Origin of the sequence: Acinetobacter sp. AYS6, from assembly GCF_025630795.1 — a bacterium.
Lineage (GTDB): Bacteria > Pseudomonadota > Gammaproteobacteria > Pseudomonadales > Moraxellaceae > Acinetobacter.
In genome coordinates, this window is the sequence record NZ_JAOTNV010000004.1 from 12,274 (window position 1) to 35,661 (window position 23,388).

Annotated in this window: 20 protein-coding genes; 8 read left to right on the forward strand and 12 right to left on the reverse strand. The window is 39.1% G+C overall.

Features of this window, described 5'->3' with window-relative positions; all coding sequences use genetic code 11:
- Window positions 1-33: 33 nt before the first annotated feature.
- Window positions 34-441, reverse strand: coding sequence for a nuclear transport factor 2 family protein (locus OD757_RS00895; protein ID WP_262144604.1), 408 nt, complete (start codon window positions 439-441; stop codon window positions 34-36).
- A gap of 69 nt (window positions 442-510) precedes the next feature.
- On the reverse strand, window positions 511-2,535 hold the full coding sequence (locus OD757_RS00900) for an NADPH-dependent 2,4-dienoyl-CoA reductase (protein ID WP_263030557.1): 2,025 nt from the start codon (window positions 2,533-2,535) through the stop codon (window positions 511-513).
- A gap of 135 nt (window positions 2,536-2,670) precedes the next feature.
- Between OD757_RS00900 and OD757_RS00905 the strand changes: the two genes are divergently transcribed.
- Together OD757_RS00905 and OD757_RS00910 are read left to right on the forward strand one after the other, a co-directional pair.
- Window positions 2,671-3,231 (forward strand): PadR family transcriptional regulator, encoded by a 561-nt coding sequence (locus tag OD757_RS00905; RefSeq protein WP_263030558.1) that lies wholly within the window; start codon window positions 2,671-2,673, stop codon window positions 3,229-3,231.
- 2 nt (window positions 3,232-3,233) lie between these two features.
- On the forward strand, window positions 3,234-4,151 hold the full coding sequence (locus tag OD757_RS00910; RefSeq protein WP_009392679.1) for an alpha/beta fold hydrolase: 918 nt from the start codon (window positions 3,234-3,236) through the stop codon (window positions 4,149-4,151).
- A 47-nt stretch (window positions 4,152-4,198) separates the two neighbouring features.
- Here the strand turns inward: OD757_RS00910 and OD757_RS00915 are convergent, their stop codons facing one another.
- From OD757_RS00915 to argC, 6 genes are all read right to left on the reverse strand, one after another.
- On the reverse strand, window positions 4,199-5,254 hold the full coding sequence (locus tag OD757_RS00915; RefSeq protein ID WP_263030559.1) for a 3-deoxy-7-phosphoheptulonate synthase: 1,056 nt from the start codon (window positions 5,252-5,254) through the stop codon (window positions 4,199-4,201).
- 422 nt (window positions 5,255-5,676) lie between these two features.
- Window positions 5,677-6,039 (reverse strand): YnfA family protein, encoded by a 363-nt coding sequence (locus tag OD757_RS00920; RefSeq protein ID WP_009392624.1) that lies wholly within the window; start codon window positions 6,037-6,039, stop codon window positions 5,677-5,679.
- Window positions 6,040-6,042: 3 nt separating this feature from the next.
- Window positions 6,043-8,319 (reverse strand): ATP-dependent Clp protease ATP-binding subunit ClpA, encoded by a 2,277-nt coding sequence (gene clpA / locus OD757_RS00925; RefSeq protein WP_009392681.1) that lies wholly within the window; start codon window positions 8,317-8,319, stop codon window positions 6,043-6,045.
- A 9-nt stretch (window positions 8,320-8,328) separates the two neighbouring features.
- Window positions 8,329-8,742, reverse strand: coding sequence for an ATP-dependent Clp protease adapter ClpS (gene clpS, locus OD757_RS00930; protein WP_002121129.1), 414 nt, complete (start codon window positions 8,740-8,742; stop codon window positions 8,329-8,331).
- A 9-nt stretch (window positions 8,743-8,751) separates the two neighbouring features.
- Complete coding sequence (locus OD757_RS00935) at window positions 8,752-9,510, reverse strand: DUF6776 family protein (protein WP_263031005.1); 759 nt, start codon at window positions 9,508-9,510, stop codon at window positions 8,752-8,754.
- A 75-nt stretch (window positions 9,511-9,585) separates the two neighbouring features.
- Entirely contained in the window at window positions 9,586-10,641 is a 1,056-nt protein-coding gene (argC, locus tag OD757_RS00940; RefSeq protein ID WP_263030560.1) for an N-acetyl-gamma-glutamyl-phosphate reductase, read from the reverse strand.
- A 184-nt stretch (window positions 10,642-10,825) separates the two neighbouring features.
- On the opposite strand from argC, the gene OD757_RS00945 reads away from it, so the two are divergent.
- A complete protein-coding gene (locus tag OD757_RS00945; protein ID WP_263030561.1) occupies window positions 10,826-12,349 on the forward strand; it encodes a hypothetical protein in 1,524 nt (507 codons plus the stop codon).
- Here the strand turns inward: OD757_RS00945 and OD757_RS00950 are convergent.
- Window positions 12,346-13,026, reverse strand: a complete 681-nt coding sequence (locus tag OD757_RS00950) for a M48 family metallopeptidase (protein ID WP_263030562.1) — start codon at window positions 13,024-13,026, stop codon at window positions 12,346-12,348. The two genes, OD757_RS00945 and OD757_RS00950, sit on opposite strands and share 4 nt — an antisense overlap.
- Window positions 13,026-13,697, reverse strand: a complete 672-nt coding sequence (rpiA, locus tag OD757_RS00955) for a ribose-5-phosphate isomerase RpiA (protein ID WP_009392669.1) — start codon at window positions 13,695-13,697, stop codon at window positions 13,026-13,028. The genes OD757_RS00950 and rpiA overlap by 1 nt, the downstream gene beginning before the upstream one ends.
- Before the next feature lie 101 nt (window positions 13,698-13,798).
- Here rpiA and ilvA point away from each other — a divergent pair, with 101 nt between their 5' ends.
- From ilvA to OD757_RS00970, 3 genes are all read left to right on the forward strand, one after another.
- Complete coding sequence (gene ilvA, locus OD757_RS00960; RefSeq protein WP_263030563.1) at window positions 13,799-15,346, forward strand: threonine ammonia-lyase, biosynthetic; 1,548 nt, start codon at window positions 13,799-13,801, stop codon at window positions 15,344-15,346.
- A gap of 145 nt (window positions 15,347-15,491) precedes the next feature.
- The gene (locus tag OD757_RS00965) at window positions 15,492-16,142 is read left to right on the forward strand and encodes a potassium channel family protein (RefSeq protein ID WP_009392617.1); all 651 of its coding nucleotides are present in this window, start codon (window positions 15,492-15,494) and stop codon (window positions 16,140-16,142) included.
- A gap of 17 nt (window positions 16,143-16,159) precedes the next feature.
- Window positions 16,160-17,497: a TrkH family potassium uptake protein gene (locus OD757_RS00970; protein ID WP_263030564.1), complete on the forward strand. Its 1,338-nt coding sequence runs from the start codon at window positions 16,160-16,162 to the stop codon at window positions 17,495-17,497.
- A 43-nt stretch (window positions 17,498-17,540) separates the two neighbouring features.
- Here the strand turns inward: OD757_RS00970 and OD757_RS00975 are convergent, their stop codons facing one another.
- Both OD757_RS00975 and OD757_RS00980 read right to left on the reverse strand, forming a co-directional pair.
- The gene (locus tag OD757_RS00975; RefSeq protein WP_263030565.1) at window positions 17,541-18,692 is read right to left on the reverse strand and encodes a phospholipase A; all 1,152 of its coding nucleotides are present in this window, start codon (window positions 18,690-18,692) and stop codon (window positions 17,541-17,543) included.
- Window positions 18,693-18,712: 20 nt separating this feature from the next.
- Complete coding sequence (locus OD757_RS00980) at window positions 18,713-21,652, reverse strand: insulinase family protein (protein ID WP_263030566.1); 2,940 nt, start codon at window positions 21,650-21,652, stop codon at window positions 18,713-18,715.
- 384 nt (window positions 21,653-22,036) lie between these two features.
- Here OD757_RS00980 and OD757_RS00985 point away from each other — a divergent pair, with 384 nt between their 5' ends.
- A complete protein-coding gene (locus tag OD757_RS00985) occupies window positions 22,037-23,041 on the forward strand; it encodes an adenosine kinase (RefSeq protein WP_263030567.1) in 1,005 nt (334 codons plus the stop codon).
- A 16-nt stretch (window positions 23,042-23,057) separates the two neighbouring features.
- Window positions 23,058-23,366: a Rieske (2Fe-2S) protein gene (locus tag OD757_RS00990; RefSeq protein WP_263030568.1), complete on the forward strand. Its 309-nt coding sequence runs from the start codon at window positions 23,058-23,060 to the stop codon at window positions 23,364-23,366.
- Window positions 23,367-23,388: the final 22 nt, after the last annotated feature.

Here is a 23,388-nt window from a genome sequence, read left to right on the forward strand (position 1 = left end):
TAATCTCTATCTTACTTAGGCTATTTACTAAAATTATTGGGGTTGAAACTTGGCAATTCTTATACCCATTTGCTCAGCCAGTGCAGCTAACCCACTCATTGGACGAATCATTACTTCAAAATCAATAATTTTTCCTTGTTCATTAAACCGAATCATATCGATTCCTTTTAATGACTTGCCACTGACATTGGCACTGAACTCAAGCACTACATTTTCACCATCTTCTGTATAAAACTCACGATGATATGTAAAGTTTTCGAACACTTGAATGACATTGGTAAGAATGAAGAAAACAACCTGCTTTCCTTCGTAAGGTTTATAGGCAACCGGTGAACGAAAAACCACATCATCTGCCAGTAAATCATTTAGATCGGATAAGTTACCTGCCTGAATCATGTGATGCCATTTTTCTAAAGACTGTTTTGTTATTTGAAGTGTCATTGCTATTTTATCCTATAATTCAACCAATGAAGTTAGGGACATTTCCGTTAAAAAATGTCCCCATAAAATTTATAGTACCGCTGCTAACTCAGCACCTTGACGTATTGCTCGTTTTGCATCTAGCTCTCCTGCCTCTTTAGCCCCACCAATTAAATGAACATTTTTTCCATCTGTTTTTAATTGATCATACATTGCAGTGAAAGATTCTTGACCAGCACAAATCACAACATGATCAACTTCAAGCACACTTGGTTGCCCATCTATAGTGATATGTAAGCCCTGATCATCTACTTTGTGGTATTGCACACCTGCAAGCATTTTAACTTGGCGATTTTTTAGGCCTGCACGATGAATCCAGCCTGTAGTTTTACCTAAACCAGCACCAACAACAGCCGTCTTACGTTGCAGCAAATAGACTTCTCGTTCAGAAGTCTCAACTTTTGGCTGCTTTAAACCACCTACATGCTCATATTGAGTATCAATTCCCCATTCTTCATAGAACTTTTCTGGGTTTAAACTGCCACTTTCACCCTCGTGAGTGAGATATTCAGCCGTATCAAAACCAATACCGCCTGCACCAATAATGGCTACACGCTGACCCACTGGCACACGTTCTTTTAAAACTTGTAAGTAGCTGAGTACTTTAGGATGATCAATGCCTTCAAATTGTAATTGACGAGGCGTGACACCCGTTGCAACCACAATTTCATCAAAATTTGCTTGGCTCAATTCTTCATAAGTTGCTTTATGATTCAAAATTAACTCAATGTTTGGTCGTAACTCAATTTGGCGACCAAAGTAGCGTAAAGTTTCATAGAACTCTTCTTTTCCAGGAACAGTTTTTGCAATATTAAATTGCCCACCAATTTGATGACTGGCCTCAAAAATTTTGACCTGATGCCCACGATCAGCTGCATATACAGCAAAACTTAAGCCTGCCGGACCTGCGCCAATCACAGCAATATTCTTTTTCACCTGAGCTTCTTTAAAAATAAGTTCAGTTTCATAACATGCGCGCGGGTTCACTAAACAAGTTGCGATTTTCATTGAGAAAATATGATCTAAACAAGCTTGGTTACAACCAATACATGTATTAATTTCATCACTACGACCTTGACTTGCCTTTAAGACAAACTCAGCATCAGCGAGCATTGGGCGCGCCATAGACACTATATCAGCATGACCAGATGCCAATACATGCTCAGCCATTTCTGGCGTATTAATTCGGTTAGAAGTAACTAAGGGAATAGAGACTTCACCTTTAAGTTTTTCGGTCACCCACGTAAAAGCAGCACGAGGAACTTTGGTCGCAATTGTTGGGATACGAGCTTCATGCCAGCCAATCCCTGTATTAATAATAGTTGCACCTGCTTTTTCAATTTCTTTTGCAAGCTGAATCACTTCATCAATACTTGAACCACCTTCAACTAAATCAAGCATCGATAAACGATAAATGATGATAAAGTTTTCACCCACTAAAGCACGGGTACGTTTTACAATTTCGATAGGAAAACGCATCCGGTTTTCATAACTACCACCCCATTCATCGTCACGATGATTCGTACGGGCAGCAATAAACTCATTAATTAAGTAACCTTCTGAGCCCATGATTTCCACGCCATCATAACCCGCATACTGAGCAAGTTTAGCGCAGTTTGCAAAGTCATCAATGGTCTGCTGTACTTCGGCAGAACTTAAAGCTTTCGGCTTAATTGGGTTAATCGGTGCTTGAATTGCTGAAGGAGCAACGTTATTTGCCTGATAAGAATAACGCCCAGTATGTAAAATCTGCATAGCGATTTTACCCCCCGCTTCATGCACAGCCTGGGTAATCACTTTATGTTTTTCAGCTTCTTCAACTGTGTCTAGCTTTGTGCCGTGAGTAAATACAACACCATCATCATTTGGAGAAACACCGCCAGTTACAATCAACCCCACATCACCTTTTGCACGTTCAGCATAAAACGCAGCCATGCGTTCATATCCCTGTGGTGCTTCTTCTAACCCAATATGCATAGACCCCATAAGCACACGGTTTTTTAAAGTCGTAAAGCCTAAATCAAGTGGCTTTAATAAATGTGGATAAGCTGACATATTTTCTCCTTTGGCTAGCAATTCGCTTGCTAATGCAACTTGTTGCATTAATTTATAATCAAATTTTGACTTTTATGCAACATGTTGCATAATCTCATCAGTCACACTTTACTTTTGCTTACAAACCGGATTGCCATGTCACTTTCTCATGTTTTATTGACCAGCTTGCTTGAACGCCCAAGCACCGGGTTCGAACTTGCCCGCCGCTTTGATCGTTCAATCGGTTTTTTCTGGAATGCCACCCATCAGCAAATTTATCGTGAACTCAACCACATGCTTAAAAAAGGTTGGGTTTCAACGTTAGAAAATGAAATGGACAATAGTCGAAAAAAGACTTATCAAGTTGAACAGTTAGGGCGTATTGAGCTAGCTTCATGGATGACTCAACAAAGTGAACCCTCACAACTTCGTGATGATTTAATGGTTAGATTGCGTGCTGAAGCACAATTGAGCAATAATCAGATATTACCTGAGCTGTTAAGGCATCTTGGTTTACATCAAGAGAAGCTGAAACTTTATCAAAGTATTTATGATAAGGATTTTAAAGACAGTGATGATCTCAATAACCGCGTGTTATACATCCACAAAATGATCTTAGAACTTGGGATTACCATGGAAAGTGAATGGATCAAATGGTTGGAACAAGTCATCCCTCAATTAAAACTCTTTGCCCAAGATAGCGTATCCGGAGAATAGCCATGCCATATTACACCATGCCCGATCGGGAAAATTTATTTGTACGCCGAGTTGGTCGTGGTGAGCCAGTTTTGGTTTTATCTGGTCTTGGCATGCAAAGCTGGCAATGGCTACCCTTTATCTATGCAAACCGTAAAGAATATGAGTTTATTATTCCAGATTGGCGTGGTTTTGGCGGTTCAAAAAACTGCGCAATCCCTGAGCAAGATGCAATTTCCAGCCATTGGCAAGACGTTGCCCATTTAATAGAACAATTGAAACTCGATAACTTTATATTGATGAGTTATTCAATGGGCGCTACAACTGCCATGCATGGTATGAAACATGCTCATTTAGCACAGCAGTTAAAAGCCTATTTACATATCGACCAAACGCCGAAAATATCTGTAGATTCAACATGGGAATATGGATTATTTGGTCCACTTCATACTCAGTTCAAACAATTACTAAATGATATCTATCAGTTATTATCCAAACATAAAACTGCTAAATATCTTTATGAATTATTTCTTCCTGATCGACAAGAATTAGTTCGACTTTGGGTCGATTTCATTGAGTTGCAAAGTAGTAACCCATTTAGTCCTTTAGTTTTTAAAACAGCTCTCAAACGGCCTTTCCTACAAAAATACTTATTACCAATTCAGCGTTTAGATTATTTATTTTGGTATGTTGAAAACTATCTTTATCACAATGAAGATTATCGAGAAGCCCTTCAACAATTACAGTGCCCTACGACATTTTTTATTGGTCGTAATTCGACACTCTACCCTGAAACTGGGCAGACACTTATTGCACATAGTGTCGAACATGCAAAAACAATATATTTTGAGCGCTCAGGCCATACACCTTTACTGACCGAACCGAAAAAATTTGGGCATGAAATCTCAACATTCTTATCAGAATTAAAACATGCTTCTTAAAAAATAAAGGGATCTGTTCACAGATCCCCTTTTAAACTTATAAATAATTACGCAGAATGAGCCAACTCTTTCGCTTTTAATTGCTCAGAGACACTTAACAACAGTTGCTCGGTTTTTTCCCATCCTAAACAACCATCAGTTACTGACTGCCCATAAGTCATATCACAAGAAATCTTTTGGTTGCCATCAACTAAATGGCTTTCAATCATGACACCCTTTACTTGGGTTTTTAAACGTTCAGCAACGATCTGCTGTAAAACTTCGGGCTGACGTAAAGGATCTTTGCCACTATTACCATGACTACAATCAATGACTAATGCAGGAAGATTTTGTTTGTACTTTTCTCGTATTGCCTGAATTGAAGCTAAATCATAATTTGGTCCATGATTTGCCCCACGCAAGATCAAGTGAGGTAAAAGGTTACCAGCACTCTGAATGACTGAAGGTAAACCTTGCTGATTCATTCCTAGAAATTGATGTTCATTTTGTGCTGACTGAATTGCATCTAATGCAATCTGAATTGAGCCATCAGTACCATTCTTGAAACCAATACTGTATGGCATATGGCTGGAGATTTCACGGTGAATCTGAGACTCACTTGTACGAGCACCAATTGCACCCCAAGCTAACAAATCATCAAAATAACCCGTTGCCATTGGGCTTAAAATTTCACTCGCGATTGGCAAACCCTTTTCAATAATTTGTAAGTAAAGTTCGCGTGACTTCTCTAAACCAAATTGTAAATTTGATGAACCATCTAAATTTGGATCGTACATGAAACCCTTCCAACCTACAGTTGTACGCGGTTTTTCAATGTATGCACGCATCACGATAAAAATTTGATCTTTTACTTTTTCTTGTAATTTTTGCAATCTTTCAACGTACTCAAGTACTGCAACCGGATCATGAATTGAACAAGGCCCTGTAATTACCATTAACCGATGATCTTTGCCGATAAGAATATTTTGAATAGTTTGGCGGTGTTCGGCAATTTGACGTGCGAAAGATTGTGAAAGCGGATATTTTGCTTTTAACTGGACAGGTAAACTAACTGGTGTTTCTTTTGTATTGCTTTGTGTCAATAAAGTATTTAGGGCATTCATTGGTTTTTCCTTGGGACTGCAATCTATTCAGTCCGATCATTTATTTGAGCGTTTTGGATCTATTCGTTGGTAAAGGTAAGCAAAAGTAAAACCAATAAAAGTTGCTAAAGTATGAATAAGTCATGTTGTTCATTTTAAGTTCCTCGATTCAAAAAGATAAAGCATAAAAAAACCTGATCGGGGTTGCCGATCAGGTATTAACTGTGATGGGCAACTTTCTCATGCCCGAATACGCTCAGGCAACTATCTAAATTGCCAAAAATAATAATATGCGTTAGTGTTCACAGATAGATTTAACATCTTTATCTCAAATATAAAAAAATGTTCCTTGAATCTAAAATACGCATTGTTGAAGGCTTTGACAAGTCTTTTTTTTGAAAAATCTCTTATTTTGACGCTTAAGATTTGACTCACTCATCATATTAACGAACCAAGCCTTGAGGTTGTAAAATAATTAATCCTGCGCCACAAAGCACAATTAGGCCACCCAATATATCCCACCTTGTTAATCCGACCTGATCAACAAAGCGCAGCCACATGAGAGCAGTGAATATATAAATACCGCCATAGGCAGCATAAATGCGCCCAGAAGCGGCGGGATGTAGGGTCAACAGCCAAACAAAAACAGCCAAACTTAAAACTGTAGGTAACCACAGCCAAGCAGACTTACCTTCTCTTAAAATTAGATAAGGGAAATAACAACCAAGAATTTCAGCAATAGCTGTGATAATAAATAACCCGAATACACTGAGTATTCGGGTTATCGCAAGACTATCAATTAACATAATTTACGCTGGTTCTGCCGTATGATGGTCTTCAAACACTTCAAGTTTTAAGCCGACAGCTTTGCCATCTTCTTTCTTCACAGATACAGCAACATTGCCACCATGATCTGCCAGTTCGCCAAACAAAATCATTTCAGCTAATGGTTTCTTCAAGTGTTCTTGAATGAGGCGTTGCATTGGACGTGCGCCCATCAAGCGGTCATAACCATTCGTTGCTAACCAATCACGTGCGCTTTGATCGACATCAAGTACAACTTGTTTGTCATCTAGCTGCGCTTGTAATTCTGTTAAGAATTTGTCCACTACAGACTCAATGACAGTTGTTGGCAATGCTTTGAATTGAATAACACCATCTAGACGGTTACGGAACTCTGGTGAGAAAGCACGTTTCATCGCTTCTTGGTTATCAGCACTATGATCTTGTTCCGTAAAACCAATACTTGCGCGAGAAATACTTTCCGCTCCAATATTTGTAGTCAGAACAATAATCACATTTCTAAAGTCTGACTTACGTCCATTGTTATCTGTTAAAGCACCATGATCCATGATTTGTAACAAGAGATTAAACACATCAGGATGCGCTTTTTCAATTTCATCTAGCAATAAAACACAGTGCGGATTTTTATGAATCGCATCAGTGAGCAACCCACCTTGGTCATAACCCACATAACCTGGAGGTGCACCAATTAAACGTGACACTGCATGACGTTCCATATATTCGGACATATCGAAACGCACAAGTTCCACACCTAACAACTTCGCAAGTTGCTTAGTCACTTCGGTTTTACCCACACCTGTTGGGCCAGCAAAAACAAAACTACCTACTGGCTTATCTGGTGATTTCAACCCAGCACGAGACAACTTGATCGCTGAGCCTAATGCAGTAATCGCCTCATCTTGACCAAACACCACACGTTTTAAATCACGCTCAAGATTTTCAAGCACTGACTTATCATCTTTAGATACAGTTTTAGGTGGGATACGAGCAATCTTAGAAACGATATCTTCGATATTCTCTACAGTAATCAAGCTGTCATCGCTTTCAGCCTTCAAACGACGCTGAGCACCTGCTTCATCAATCACATCAATCGCTTTATCTGGCAAGAAACGATCATTAATGAATTTAGCAGAAAGCTCTACAGCTGATACTAATGCCTTATCGTCATATTGTACGTGGTGAAAATCTTCAAATTTAGATTTTAAGCCGCGCAAAATATCAATTGTTTCAGTAATACTCGGTTCATTGACATCAATTTTCTGGAAGCGACGTGATAATGCATGGTCTTTTTCAAAAACCTGACGATATTCCTGGAACGTCGTTGAACCGATACAACGTAAAGTACCATTAGCTAAAGCTGGCTTAATGAGATTTGAAGCATCCATTGTGCTGCCCATACTTGAGCCCGCGCCAATGATCATATGAATTTCATCAATGAATAAAATCGCATTTGGATTTTTCTTCAAAGCATTAAGCAACTGTTTTAAACGTTTTTCAAAGTCACCGCGATATTTGGTGCCAGCTACTAACGCACCAATATCTAAACTGTAAACTTCAGCCTGACTCAAAGGTTTAGGCGCCTTGCCATTTACAATTAACCATGCCAAACCTTCAGCAATCGAGGTTTTACCAACGCCCGGATCACCTACCAGTAAGGGATTATTTTTGCGACGGCGACACAGAATTTGTGCTGTACGCTCAATTTCTTTTTCACGACCAATAAGTGGATCAGTTTTGCCTTTTTGCGCCTCAACATTTAAGTTCAGCGTATAAAGCTCTAATGGCCCTGCATTGCCCGTACTCGTTTCACCTTCAATATCTTCAACTTCTTCTTCAACTTGTACTTCGTCTTTACGTGTCCCATGAGACAAATATTGAGTCAATGTCAAGCGATTGATTTGATGACGTTTAAGCAAATACACAGCAAAAGAATCACGCTCTGAATACATTGCGACCAAAACATCCGCGCCCTCAACAGTACGATCGCCGCCACTTGATTGAACGTGGAAAATAGCACGTTGCAAAATGCGGTCAAAACTTTCTGTTGGATGAGGAGCTTGCTCGCTATTTTCGCCAAGCTTAGGAGTATGTTGTTCTACATATTCTTCTAATTCTTTACGCAAAGAAACTATATCAGCCCCACATGCTTTTAATGCATTTACGGCCGAATCGTTATCGAGTAATGCTAATAATAAGTGTTCAACTGTAAGAAACTCATGTCTCTTTTGACGAGCCATGCTAACAGCCAAACGTAATGATACTTCTAATTGACGACTGAGCATGTAACCCCCTTATGCTTTAGGCTCAATCTGGCAAAGTAATGGATGACCTTGCGATCGAGCGTAATTATTAACAAGGTTTGCTTTGGTTTCCGCGATGTCTCTTGGATATACCCCAGCAATACCTTTACCTTCATAGTGTACTGTTAGCATTACTTGAGTTGCTTGGTCAAGATTCATTGCAAAGTATTGTTGTAAAATTTCAATTACAAAGTCCATTGGCGTGTAATCGTCATTCATTAATACGACTGCATATAAAGGCGGACGCTTGAGTTCAGGAGGGGCTGTTTGTACAACAACCTCTCCGTCATGATCTTCGTTTTGCGAATCACTTAAGCGTGGATGGAAATGCCAATCGACATAACCAGACTGCTGAAAAGAAGCCTTGATATCTTTTAAGTTTGTTTGACGCTTATTTGTTCGCATAGGATGTTACTATTGTGAATTTGCTTCAGCTTGAGGAATTTCTGCCACAAAAGCAGAAGATGTTTCGACAGGTTTACCACGCTGCCAACTAAAACGCTTAATAACTGGTGTATCTGAACCGCCTGTTAAACGTACCTCAATAAATTGAGGGGTAAAACCTTTAGGCATCGTCCAACGACCTGTTAAACGCTCAAAGTCAGTAAAGTTAAAGTTTTTAGCTTCAAGTGGTACAACCAAAACTTCGGTATCTTTAATGAGTCTTATCTCAATCGATCCTGAAGCACGGCGCTTGCCTGGGCTTACCTGTACTAAATCCAACTGATATTCATAAGCATTTTCAGGCAGAGGTTTGATCGCTAAATTTTGAATGGTTAAGCTTAAGCCACCACGCTGCCTCAAGATCTCACGGTAGATATTGCTCATACCTTCTTGCTGCGTTTTATCAGCATTGGCCTGATTAAGAGCTTCAAACAGATCATTTGCATTTGTTACAGCAACATCACGCTCTTGTACTGCAGCGTTCAGGCTTTTATTAACCGCATCTAAAGCTGTTTTTTGCTTTTGCACCACTTCAACCAATTGCTCTGCATCAGCATCGTAACCTACAACAGTTAAACCTTGACGGTGACCAATTGTATAGCCGAGCGCAAGACAACCACTCATTAAAATAGCCGCGCCAATAAACAAAGGTTTATTGGTATTTAAAAATTTTTTCTTTTGCAACGAACTTTCTGCCGAAGTCGTCTGTCCAGAGTTTTGCATCGTCATCTCAGTGTTTAAGATCAGAGTCAAGACACACATTTAAATCGAAATTTAAATGTGTGTGAAGCAAAAAAGAGTTTTTTATGGTAATAAACCAATCCCTTGTAAGCCTTCATCTTCATCAAAGCCGAACATAAGGTTCATATTTTGTACAGCTTGACCAGATGCACCCTTCACAAGGTTATCTTGTACCGCAAGAATAATAAGTTTATTCGGTTGCGGCTTATATAAAGCAATACGAAGCTCATTCGCTCCGCGTACACTACGTGTTTCAGGCGAACTGTTAGCAGGCATCACATCAACAAATTTTTCATTTGCATAAAAGTGCTCATACAATGCCTGAATATCAGTTTGTTTTCCAGTTTCTGTCAAATCGACATAAATTGTGCTGAGCATACCGCGAATCATTGGAACTAAATGTGGAACAAACAAAAGTCCTTCAAAGCCACCTTTTTGCCCAGAAATATTTTCTAATGCCTCAACAATTTCAGGATGGTGACGGTGACCTGCAACCCCATAAGCCTTGAAGTTATCAGCATTTTCACTATAGATCATGCCTAAGCTTGCTTTACGACCAGCACCAGAAACACCTGACTTCGCATCAATAATAATATTTTTTGTTTCAATAAGTGCTTGTGCTGATTTCAAAAGTGGAGCCAAACCCAATTGAACAGTGGTCGGGTAGCAACCAGGGTTACCAATCACCTGTGCCTGTTTAATTTTTTCGCGGTTTAGTTCAGCCAAACCATATACTGAGTTTTCCAGAACTTCTGGACAGGCATGTTCCATGCCATACCATTTTTCAAACTGTTCAAGATTTTGTAAACGAAAATCAGCGGCCAAATCAATAACTTTAGTGCCAGCAGTAATCAGTTCTTTTGCATGCTGCATCGCAACACCGTGAGGTGTAGCAAAAAATACAACATCACACGTTTTTAAATCATCAATATTTAAATCTGAAAATTGAAGATCAGTATGCCCACGTAAATTAGGGAACATATCTGCAACTGGTTTGCCCGCTTCTGTACGTGAAGTAAGAACTCGAACCTGCGCTTTAGGATGTCGTAATAAAATACGTAATAGTTCAACGCCTGTATAACCTGTTCCACCAACAATTCCGACAGAAATCACGTGCATTACCTCAATTTTTGAATCTATACTTGTGCAGTAGTATGACAGGATGTCCAAGCTTACAAAACCATTTCATGCTTGGTAATTTTAATTTTTTTAATTTTAGCGACAATTAGATAGCACTTATTGAACTGTCAGAACTAAACAAATATCAGCAAATAAATATCAGATTTAATTTTGGAGAGCTAGGATGCTTCATCAATCAAAAGAAACACAATTACGCACGTACCTTGGTTTAAGCACATTAATTTTAAGTGCTGCACTTATAGGCTGCGGAGGTGGAGGCAGTAGCGGTGGCAACTCACCAAGCACTCCAACACCCGTTGATCCTACTCCAGAGGCAACAACTGATGTTACTGTTAAATCTCCCGTAGAAATTCGTAATATCCAATTCAAAGTATATGACAACAGCACGAACGCTGTTTTAGTAGATACCTCAATTGCAAGCTTAAACAGCTTTAATGTCAAAATTCCTACCGCTAAATTAAGTCGTTTATATCGCGTAGAAATTACGACTCAAAATTCATCTCAAGTATTTAATCCCATTACCTCAACCTATCAAAATTTCTCTGGTACTTATCATGCATTTATTACACCGAACAGTATAAGTGGCAGAACCCTATTCATCAGTCCAAGCAGTGAAGCGGTTTACCAACGAGCTGTGATACGCTCAGGACAACTTCCTCAAGAGACGATTGACCCAACTCGCATTGAACAATTACATGTAGATTTAGCTTCACAAGATGTTTATAGATCTCTTCTTAACGCGTTCAAAGATGCCGATATTCCAAGTTTAAGTCCAGCCAACCCCCTTACGGTTTTAACGTTGTTAAATTACTCAACTACAAAACCCAGTACATATGTAGATAGTTACCTTAGTTTTGGTTACTTACAATATTGGGCAACTTTTCATGGTGGAACAACCACATACCAAGAACTCATTAAAAGTTTGGCAACCGATTTAAAAGATGGCTTTTTAGATGGGAAAAAACTTCACGGCGATCAAACAACATTTACTCCTATTTTCGCATCTGCTCCAGATAATATTGATCCAGTTAAAAATACGCTGTTAGATATCGCAGCCAATCAAAAAACAACACGCGATAATTTTGCAACCAATTTAAAAGCCGCTACTTTTAAATTAGCAGATGCCCAAAGCCAATCCACTCTAGATCAAACAGGTTATGATCTTCTGCAAAAGAAACTATATTCAGGGGTCGTACCTGTCGGAAATACGACTGACTTTTTCCGTATAGATGGTGCTGGTGATTATCGTCGTGCTGTAGGTTTTAGCGGTATTACAGCGACCTGTAATGGGTCTATATATTCTTGTAAACAAGGTTTGACGAGTATTAATCTTTCCGACCCAAAACTACCTGCTACAGACTATTTAGTTGGTCACTATGATGACACTGCAACAGGTTGCCAGCTTAATTTCCGTGCGAATGGTCAAATCGACCTTATTAAAGGATCACAGACTTATCGCTCTGCGTTAAGTGCGGATAGTACAGATAATTTATTGCAAACAGATGCTGCAAGCTCAAGTTATTTACTCAACTCAAGTTCCGCCGAACCAAATAACTCAACGCAGCAATACAACTTTATACAATTATCAATTAAAGCAAATAAAATCGTGAGTGCTAAAGCAGGTTTAGACAGCCGAAAAGCACCAGATAACTTACAAACACCACAACTAGAATGTAGTTTTAGTTAGTTTGAGACATACCACCATGCAGGCAACGGATTTGATTTAAGTTGTCTGCGGTGTTTTTGAAAATATGGATCGTATTTTTCAACCTCTGCCCAAAAAGCTGGGCCATGGTCAAAATGTTTAGTATGAGCTAATTCATGAATAGCCACATAACGAGCAATCTCAAGTGGCATAAGAACCAATCCTGCATGTAGCATAATATTATGCTGACTGCTACAACTTCCCCAACGAGTTTTCGGACGGCGAATTGTACATTCTCTATAAGCCAAATGCGTGTGTTCACTTAACTCTTTTAAAAGCTCGGGTAACTCTTTTTTTGCAAAGGCAATAACAGCACTTTGTAATGCCAAATATGGCTGCGTGTCTTTAAGGAATAAACAACTGCTTTCCCAATCGAATTGAAAAACTCGATGCTGCTTTTGAACAATGATCTGAAACGGTTGGTCTTTATTAAAAAAATAAATCTCGGAAGGAATATCAATCGATGCCGATTGAACATTTTGTTGCTTTTTCCACGTCTCGGTCAACCATTGTTCAGACTGAGCCAAAAAATGCTGAATTTGTTTCTTACTACAAAACAAAGGAACCGTGAGACGGATTGAAGCAGGCTCGACACGTAAGCGCAATTTTCTTGCTCTTACGTGTCGAACGATTTTAATTTCTGGCATTTCCACAGACATTACTGTGCAGTACGCTCTTCAATACCATTATTTGTTGCAACAATTGCAATCGTTGCTGGATTTAAAGCGAAAATACCATTAGTCACAACACCCGGGATATTGTTAATGGTTTTTTCAACATCAAGTGCATTTAAAATATTAAGATTAAACACATCCAAAATCACATTACCATTATCTGTTACTACACCTTCACGATAAACTGGGTCGCCACCTAAACTCACCAACTTACGAGCCACAGCAGAACGAGCCATTGGAATAACTTCTACTGGAAGTGGAAAATCACGTCCGAGTTGATCAACCCATTTTGAATCATCAACAATACAAACAAATTTCTTAGCAATTGAAGCTACAATTTTTTCGCGTGTTAATGCAGCACCACCGCCTTTAATCATATGCATATGGCGGTCAATCTCATCTGCCCCGTCAACATACGCATCTAAACCACCGACATGGTTCATATCTACAACTTCGATGCCTAATTTTTTAAGGCGATCGGCAGTTGCTTGAGAACTTGCCACGGCAGCTTCTAATTGTAATTCAGGTAATAAATCAATGAGAAAGTTTACGGTACTTCCAGTCCCAACCCCCAAAATGCCACCTTTGGGTAAGTGTTTTAAAGCAGCTTTTGCAGCAGCTTGTTTCTTTTCATCTTGGGTTGCATATAGACTCATGACATCACTCAACTATTTTTTGACATTTATGCACCAATAATCGGCGCAAATGCACAGGGGTTTGCTACAATAACTTCCTATTTTAAACTGTTATAGGGAAGATGAACATGCTGTCTCGTGTGGTACGACAAATTTTACAAGCAACGGTTTATGATGTTGCAATTGAAACACCTCTCGAAGCAGCTCCACGAATTAGTCAAAAATTAAATAATATTATTCGTTTTAAACGTGAAGACTTACAGCCTGTTTTTTCTTTTAAATTACGCGGTGCCTATAACCGTATTAGCCAATTACCTAAAGAACAACTCGAACGTGGGGTAATTTGTGCATCTGCCGGCAACCATGCTCAAGGTGTAGCATTATCAGGTCAACGTTTAGGAATTCCAGCGATTATTGTCATGCCAAGCACGACTCCTGACATTAAAGTTCAAGCAGTTAAACGCTTGGGCGGTCAAGTTGTGTTACATGGTGATAGTTTTGATGTAGCAAATAAATATGCACAACAACGTGCCGAAGTTGAAGGACTTGTATTCATTCCGCCCTATGACGATGAACTTGTGATTGCTGGTCAAGGTACAATTGCCAATGAAATCTTACGTCAATGGCGTGATGTAGAATATGTGTTTGTTGCTGTAGGTGGTGGTGGCCTTATTTCAGGCGTAGCAGCTTACCTTGGAGAAGTTGCACCACACGTAAAAGTTATTGGCGTTGAATATGAAGAGTCCGCTTGTTTAAAAGCAGCCCTAGAAGCAAACGAACGTGTAATTTTGCCACATGTAGGCTTATTTGCAGATGGTACAGCTGTTGCCCAAATTGGTGCTTTACCTTTTGATATTATTCGTTTGCGCAAATCTGACAATTCAGGTCCGATTGTTGATCCTGACATTGTCACTGTGAATACAGATGAAATCTGTGCAGCAATTAAAGATACATTTGATGAAAACCGCAGCATTGTTGAACCTTCTGGTGCAATGGCCTTAGCGGGTATTAAAAAATATATTCACGAACATAAAATCAGCAATAAAAATATGGTGTCGATTGTATGCGGCGCCAATATGAATTTTGACCGCCTACGTTATATCGCTGAACGCACCGAGTTAGGTGAACAACGTGAAGCCATTTATGCCGTTACCCTACCTGAAGAGAAAGGCGCATTTTTAGGCTTTTGCCGTGCTTTGCATGGCCGAAATATCACTGAATTTAACTACCGAGCAAACAATACAGATGAAGCACAAGTATTTGTCGGTATTAGCTTAAAAGGTGGCGATGCAGAACGTCATGAAATTTTAGAACAATTAAAGCAACAAAATTATGTTGTAGATGACCTGTCTGATGATGAAGTTGCTAAGCTACATATTCGTTATCTAATTGGCGGTCATGCAAATCTAGATGATGAAAGACTGTTCCGCGTTGAGTTCCCAGAACGTCCAGGTGCCCTTTTAACCTTCTTAACTCGTTTAGGCCCAACTCATAATATTACGTTGTTCCATTACCGTAATCATGGTGCAGCAGAAGGACGTGTTTTAGTAGGCTTACAAGCAACCGATGCGAAACAAAATCCTGATGGCTTAATTGAAACACTTGAGCAGATTAGTTATCCGTATGCAGAAATTACGAATAATGTCGGCTACAAACGTTTCTTGAAATAATCTTCATGTTTAATGGATAAGCCGACAAATTTGTCGGCTTATTCATATAATTCTTTTAATATTGCCCTCATATTTACATTGCCTCTCTTTATCTCAAAGAAAATATCCTTAAAAATAAACGTCTAATCAGGAAACAAGGATCAATATGGCACAGTTTGCAGTCATTGGCTTAGGAAGTTTCGGAGCAACTGTTGCTCAAGAGCTCACAAAATTAAATCATGATGTTATTGGCATTGATACGGTAAAAAAGAATGTTGAAAATCTTGCCGACGTTTTAACTCATGCCGTCATTGCCGATGCGACTGACGAACACGTACTTGATGAACTAAATATTCAAAATTGTGATGCAGTTGTGGTCGCAATTGGTGAAGATATTGAAGCAAGTATCTTATGTGTACTCAATTTAAAAAATTTAGGTATGGACAAGATATGGGTAAAAGCAAAAACTAAAGCACATCACACCATTTTGTCGCACCTTAATATCAATAAAATTATTCATCCTGAAGAAGATATGGGGGTACGAGTCGCCCAAGCACTAAACTATCCCATGGTGAGTCGCTATATGTCTTTAGAAGATGACCATTACATTATAAAAATTGAAATTCCAGAGAAACTTAACGGCATCAACCTATATGGCATTATGCAGCAAGCACCCCAGGTCAAAACATTGCTCGTAAAAAGACAGCAACAAATTTTGTTTGAGACCGAAGAAAATTTCACCTTGCAAACGCATGATATTCTTATTTTAGAAGGTCATTTACCGCAGTTAAAAAAACTTTCTAATTGCTTCATATAAGAGGCGAAACCTAGAATATGTCTATATATCCCAAGCCCCATAAAACTTTAAATTTAAGCCCTCCTTCACTCTTGGCATTGGGGTTTCTGGGCTTTATTATTTTTGGTACTTTATTGCTAAAACTGCCATTTGCCAATACAGGTCATGTGAGCTGGATGGATGCGCTCTTTACAGCCACCTCAGCAGTTACAATTACCGGTTTATCTGTTTTAAATATTCATGAGTCTTTTACGCTGTTTGGGCAAACTATTATTTTGTTACTGATTCAATCGGGTGGCTTGGGTTTTATGACTTTTGCCATATTGGCTGCCTTAAGTTTGTCACCCAAAGTTGGTCTTAAACAGCAAATGATGGCACAAGATAGTCTCGGTCAAACCAGCCTATCAAAGGTTACTTTTGTTGCTAAGGGCGTTGTCACTTACACCCTTATTTTTGAGCTTATTGGCATAATTATTCTCACGACTGCTTTTACACCAATATACGGTTTTGCACGTGGATTGTATTATGCGATTTTTTACAGTATTTCCTCATTTAACAATGCTGGTTTTTCATTATTTTCTAATAGTTTAATCAGTTTTCAAAGCAATTATATGATTTGTATAACTGTTAGCATACTCTATACCTTGGGCGGACTTGGCTTTTTGGTTCTCATGGACATTAAGCAAAATAAAAAGTGGAAAAAACTCACGCCGAATAGCAAGCTGATTCTTACAACTATTACCGTGATTAACCTTATTGCCTTTATTTTAATTTGGGCTTTAGAAGCTCAAAATCCTCATACGCTAGGAATGCTGAGTGTAAGTGACCAAGCATTAAATGCTTGGTTTCAAGCCACTGTTCCACGCTCATCAGGATTTAATACTATTGATACAGGCGCAATGACCAACAGCAGCTCCTTACTCATGATGTTGCTTATGTTTATTGGTGGTGGTTCACTCAGTACAGCTGGTGGAATCAAAATTGGAACCTTTGTCATTTTAGTGTTGAGTGTTATTTCATTTTTACGGCGCACAGATGAAATCCGCATATTTAATCATTCAGTCGCACACGAAACGACGTATAAAGCTTTAGCTGTAACAGCGATTACGAGCATACTCATTTTCATGGGGTTCTTTATTATTTTGCTTTTAGAACCTAAAGCAGACTTTATGAACTTGCTGTTTGAAGTTGTTTCCGCAGCTTGTACTGTGGGGCTTTCTCGTGGCATCACGCCAGAGCTGCATAATGGTAGTTTATTCATTTTAAGTTTGTTGATGTTTGCTGGACGTCTCGGTCCCTTAACACTGGCTTATTTAATTGCCACTCCGAAAAAAAGTCGGCTCAAACATCCCCAAGCCAATATTCAAATTGGATAATAAAAAAGCCGCTTTTAAAGCGGCTTTTTTTACAAGTAAAAACTTAGTACCAGTTCATGAGTGAAACACCCAAGCCCGCGTAGGTTGCTCGGTGGTTATAGTCAATTAAGCTTTCACCGTAACCATTAAACAACTGGAAGTGTCCACGCAGTTTGCCACTGATTGGAAAAGCCCAATCAAATTGAACAGCACCATGGGAATCATCACCACCTTTCAATGAATGACGCAGCATTAAAGAGAAATCATTCTGCTTCCATTTATAAAATGCTGTTAAATCACCACGGCCAATGTAATCTTCCATATCCGGGTTATTATCATCTTTACTGTCTTCTTCAAGACGAATCCATGGACGAAGCATTACAGCAAAGTTACCACGCTCTAACCCAACGTTAAAAATCACACGATTCCAGCTACGAGATAATGGATCTGAACGACCATTTGATTGATGGTTTAAAGTAACCCCAAGCAGACGCCCATCCAAACCAAGCAATTCATAGTTTGTTCTAAACATTAAACTTGCTTCAGGCTCATAATTCGTTTCACGGAAAGGACGAGATTCTTCAGCATTGAATGTCTGCCAACGTGAAGATTGGGTATAACCTACCCACAAATCACCATTATTTCCAAAAATATTTTCCCAAGCTTTAGTTTTTAAAGAAATCTGAAATTTACTTTCTGTTGATTTCAGATTTTGATCTTCTGTCACTGTATTATTTGGGTTCGGACTATGTGGCAACTCATTTTTATCACTGGTCCAGAATACAGGTAGTAAATAGACGGGCTGATAAGCACGAATATTCCAAACGCCTAATTTACTTTTTTCAGACAACTCCCAACGTTGATCTAGCAAAGAAGTAGTAGGTTCAATTTTCGGTGCTTTACCAATTATTTTGATATTACTCACTGTATCTACCACCTTCTCTTTAAAAGTTTCAGGTGGAACAGCAGGTGCATCAATTTTTTTAACAGGCTCTGGTACAGCCGCAGCTTGAACAACTGGTAAAGCTGACGGTTTAAATACAGAGTCATAACAAGCCAGACGATCGGCATTCGAAGCAAGAGCAACACATGCATCTACTGTCGCGGGGGTTACAGGTGCCAAGGTGTCAGCATATGTTACAGGCGCACACAAACAGCTAAGCACGATTCCCATGCTTAGCTGTAAAGATGTGCGTTCAAATTGTCTGAACGCCATGTTCATCTCCAATTTTTATTTTAATTAACTTGTTGAATGGTAAAACCTAATTGCTGCAATTCATCACGTTTAGCAAATGGTGCAACTACAGCTTTTACAGGAGTTTGCTCAATCAAATATTGACGAGCAACACGCTGTAAATCATCTAAAGTTACATGCAACAATCTCTCACGCAAGAGACGGCGGAAAGCTGGTGTTCTTGCATGCAACAATGCATAACATGCAGTAATCGCCTCACCCGCTGGTGAACCTGGCTTATCCATACTTGCAACTAGACCAAGAATCGCTTCTTCAAGCTGATGAGGCTGTTGTTCCGTATTTAATAACCATTGCACACTTGCTTCAAAGTCTTTAAAAGTTTCTGTTAAACGTGGGTCACGGTAACTATAGAAACGGAATGAACACGCATTTCCATCATAACTTGCTCCGCCACCATACGCACCGCCTTTTTCACGAATGGCACTATGTAAGAACCCATTACGTAAATAAGCTGCCAATACCATTAACGGAGCTGCATCTGGATGCGACACATCCACCGCCTGATAAGCTGAAGCACAGAACTGAACATTTGCCTGAATTAACCATGCTTCATGATTATTATCATTTGCTTGTTCTACGTGAGTTAATTCCGTTGCAGTCGCATCAACGTCTAATTTATCCCAAACATTTTGGATTTCTTCAACCAAACGTTCAGATTGATGTTCTTCACATACGAGCAAGAACTGTTTAGGCGCTTGCAATAATTTACGATGAATACGTTTTAATTCTGCAATCAGATCATCATATGCCGCAGCATCTTGAGTAATCTTAGTAACAAGCTCACCTAACCAGTTTAATGCACCTAAACCAGTGTTTTGGTAGTCACGTTGAGCTAATGCACTCATATTACGTGATGCGATTTGCATTGCGTAGCTATGACCTGCTCCAGATAAGCGAGATTGCCAGCGTGTTTTACGTTGTTGCAATAACTCAATAATTCGCTCTTTTTCATCAAATCGAAGTTGTTCAAATGCTAATTTTAATAAATGAATTGCATCAAACTTCTGAGTCAAGGATTTAGTGGTTAAAGTTAACCACGCACTAATTTTATCTTTGTCATCAACTTTACTACGTAATGAAGCGCCCATTCCTAAACCACCACTTACAGCTGTTTGTAAGTTTTGTAGTTCAAGATAATCATACTCACCTGCACCCACTTCGCCCATCAAGATAGAAAGCAAATTGAAATAAGGTGACTTCACAATATCATCAGGGATTTGAATAAGTACTTGTTGATAGTAAATACCGTTCGTACCAGCATGGTACAAATTCAATGGCGTATCCATGCGATTACAAAGAATTTCGCGCAATTCGCCCTGCACAATATGCAAGTCAGCAGGTACATCTTCCAAACCTACTTTTGGTAATAGTTCAAGGTTGTCTGGAGTATCCTGACGTTCCTCTAACGCCTTAGTATTAGCGATAATTTCAGCCTTATCAGCATCTGTTAGCTTTTCGCCAATAGCAGCTAAACGTGCTTTTTCTGCTTCTTGCTCTTTTACAGATTTAGTTGGGTCTGGAATTAGAGTCATTTGCACACGATGAGGGTTATCGAGCAAATGTGTTTGAATCAGATTTGATAACCACATTGGGTCTTTCAATTCTTCTTTAACTTGTGCAATTGCGCTGTCAACATCCCAAATTTGGATTGGATCACTATGGTGAATCGCACCACTTAAGCCATTTAAAATTAAACTTAAGCCATATGGCGTACCATCACCATTAATTTCACGTTGATGCAACTCAATCTGATGCAAGATTGCATCAACTAAATTACTATCAATTGGTTTTGCAGCAACATCACGCAGAATATTTAAAACACCCTCTCTAAAGCTTTGTGCATGTTCTGGGTTTGAACCTTGAATACCACAGTAGAAAGTCATTTCAAAATTACTATCGTCTACGCCCATTAATGGACCAGTCGATTGAGCATAACCACAAGTTTCTAGATAATGACGTAGTGGTGAAGCTGAGTTTTCTAGCAAAATTCCTTCAACCAAACGCATTCCCAAACGCAATTTCACATCATTTGCTTCTGGTAATAACCAAGATAGAACATGATAAGTTTTATCTTTTAAATCATCGCTATCAACACCATAATTCTCTGTTACTTCAATTGGCGCTGCTAAACGTTTTTCAGGCTTAGAATATAAAGTTGTTCCAGCAGAAAACTTATGTAGAGCTAGTTTTTCAAATTGCTCTTGCAACTCATAAGCTGTTTGATTACCAAAGGTCATGAATACAGCATTACTTGGGTGGTAATGTACCTTATAAAAATCGACTAACTGCTCATACGTTAAATCAGGAATATCTTTCGGGTCGCCACCTGAGTTGTAGTGATAAGTTGTTTCAGGGAATAAATGATGAGCCAACTGATGATAAAGTTGGTCAGAAGGCGCACTCATCGCACCTTTCATTTCATTAAAAACAACACCTTTATAAACAGGTTGACCATTTTCAAGTTCAATACGAATACCTTCTTGAGCAAAATCAAGCGGATTCAAATTAGCAGCAAACGCCGCATCAAGATAAACAGAAAGTAAGTTTTGGAAATCTTTTTTGTTTTGAGTAGCAAATGGATAGGCAGTCCAGTCTGCTGCTGTAAATGCGTTCATGAATGTATTTAAAGAACGACGAATCATTAAAAAGAACGGATCACGTACCGGAAACTTTTCAGATCCACACAAAGCCGTATGTTCTAAAATGTGTGCCGTGCCTTTAGAGTCCATAGGCTGTGTTCTAAAAGCAACAAGGAATACATTTTCATCATAATCAGTTGCCAAGTGATAATGCACCGCACCTGTGACTTTATGCTTATATTCAGACACTAAAATATCTAATGCTTCTACATGGTGCTGACGTAGCAACTGAAACGCAGGGTGAACAGTTTGAGAAATGGTTTCAGTGACATCTACAGTCATGTGATCTCCTAACATATCGGATAAGTGAATAAGTCTCATTATAGCCTGAGTCAGCTTGAGATTGGCGAACAAAAGCCACGTAAAATACTATGTTTTTGTTGAGTCTTAGTTTTCATTGGCACGGCTTTGATATCAAGCACATAGCCATGAATGTTTTATCCTAACAGAACATAAGCTTTTAATTCTATGTATATGATAGACATTGAATATAAAAGCTTATCAATTTTTATCTCACTGACCTGTCCTCTGATCTTAATAATATTAGAACAACAGTATTTTCCACTCTAATTTTTGAATTAACTGAATTTTATTCAACAAACTACAGCAAATCCAAGCAATGGTGTAAACTTAGCAACCTGATTTTTTTATTTTGTGACAACTCATATGGCAACTGTAGATCTTTTTGCAATTGGTAATGCATTAATCGACCAAGAATTTAAAGTGTCTGATGATTTTCTGAATCAACAAGGCTTGCAAAAAGGCACAATGCAGTTGTCCGATGGCGACACTCAATCTGCTCTTTATGCAGAGTTAAAACAGCATCAAGACTACAAGGGCCAAGCAAGTGGCGGTTCAGCAGCAAATACGACTGTGGCCTTCAGCGCGCTAGGCGGAAGTGCTTTTTATGGTTGCCGCGTTGGCAACGACGATTTAGGAACAATTTACCTGCAAGGTCTAAATGAAGCTGGCATTAAGACTACCCCAAAATCGATCAGTGAAGGTGTAACTGGTACCTGTATGGTACTTATTAGCCCTGACTCTGAACGTACTATGCACACTTATTTGGGTATTACGGCTGAATTGTCTCAAGAGCAGATCGACTTTGAACCGTTAAAAACAGCAAAATGGCTTTATATTGAAGGTTACCTTTCTACAAGTGAAACGGCTCGTAAAGCTGTAAAACAAGCCAGAGAAATTGCAAAAGCAAGTGGTGTTAAAATTGCCCTGTCTCTTTCAGATCCTGCAATGGTGCAATACGCTCGTGAAGGCTTGGAAGAACTTATGGATGATGGCGTAGACTTACTATTTTGTAATGAACAAGAAGCCTTAATGTATACAAATACAACATCTGTAGAAGATGCTCTTGCTCAGTTACGTTTTAAAAATCACACTGTAGTCATTACACAAAGTGCTAAAGGTGCTTTAGTTTCTAACCCATCTCAACATTTCCATGTTGCTGGACGTCATGTTGAGGCAGTTGATACAAATGGTGCAGGCGATGCGTTTGCAGGCGCATTCCTTTATGCCCTAAATTACCATCAAGATTTGAATGCTGCGGCTCAGTTAGCTATCTTAATTTCGAGTGAAGTAGTCTCTCAATTTGGCCCACGTTTAGCTGTTAATGATTACGCTAAACTTCTTGAAAATTTTCAGAAGGAATGTGCTTGAAATGGAAAGGATCTGTATGACGGAAGAAGTTCCTGAGCGTGAAGCCAGAGCTTTTGACACTTTACAAGGAACGACTATTTTCGTTACGCAACGTGACGGCGCATTCTATGCCTATCAGAATTTATGCCCTCACCTACAAACTGAACTTGAGTATTTAGAAAATCAATTTCTTGACCAAGATCAGGAATACATTCAATGCTCTACCCACGGCGCCTTATTTAATGTGGAAACAGGCGAATGTATTTCAGGACCTTGCTTAGGGGATTTTTTAAATAAAGTTGAGCTTAAAGTACATTCAGATGGCGGTATCTATATCGTAGACTGAGACGACTAACATTAGAGTTTCT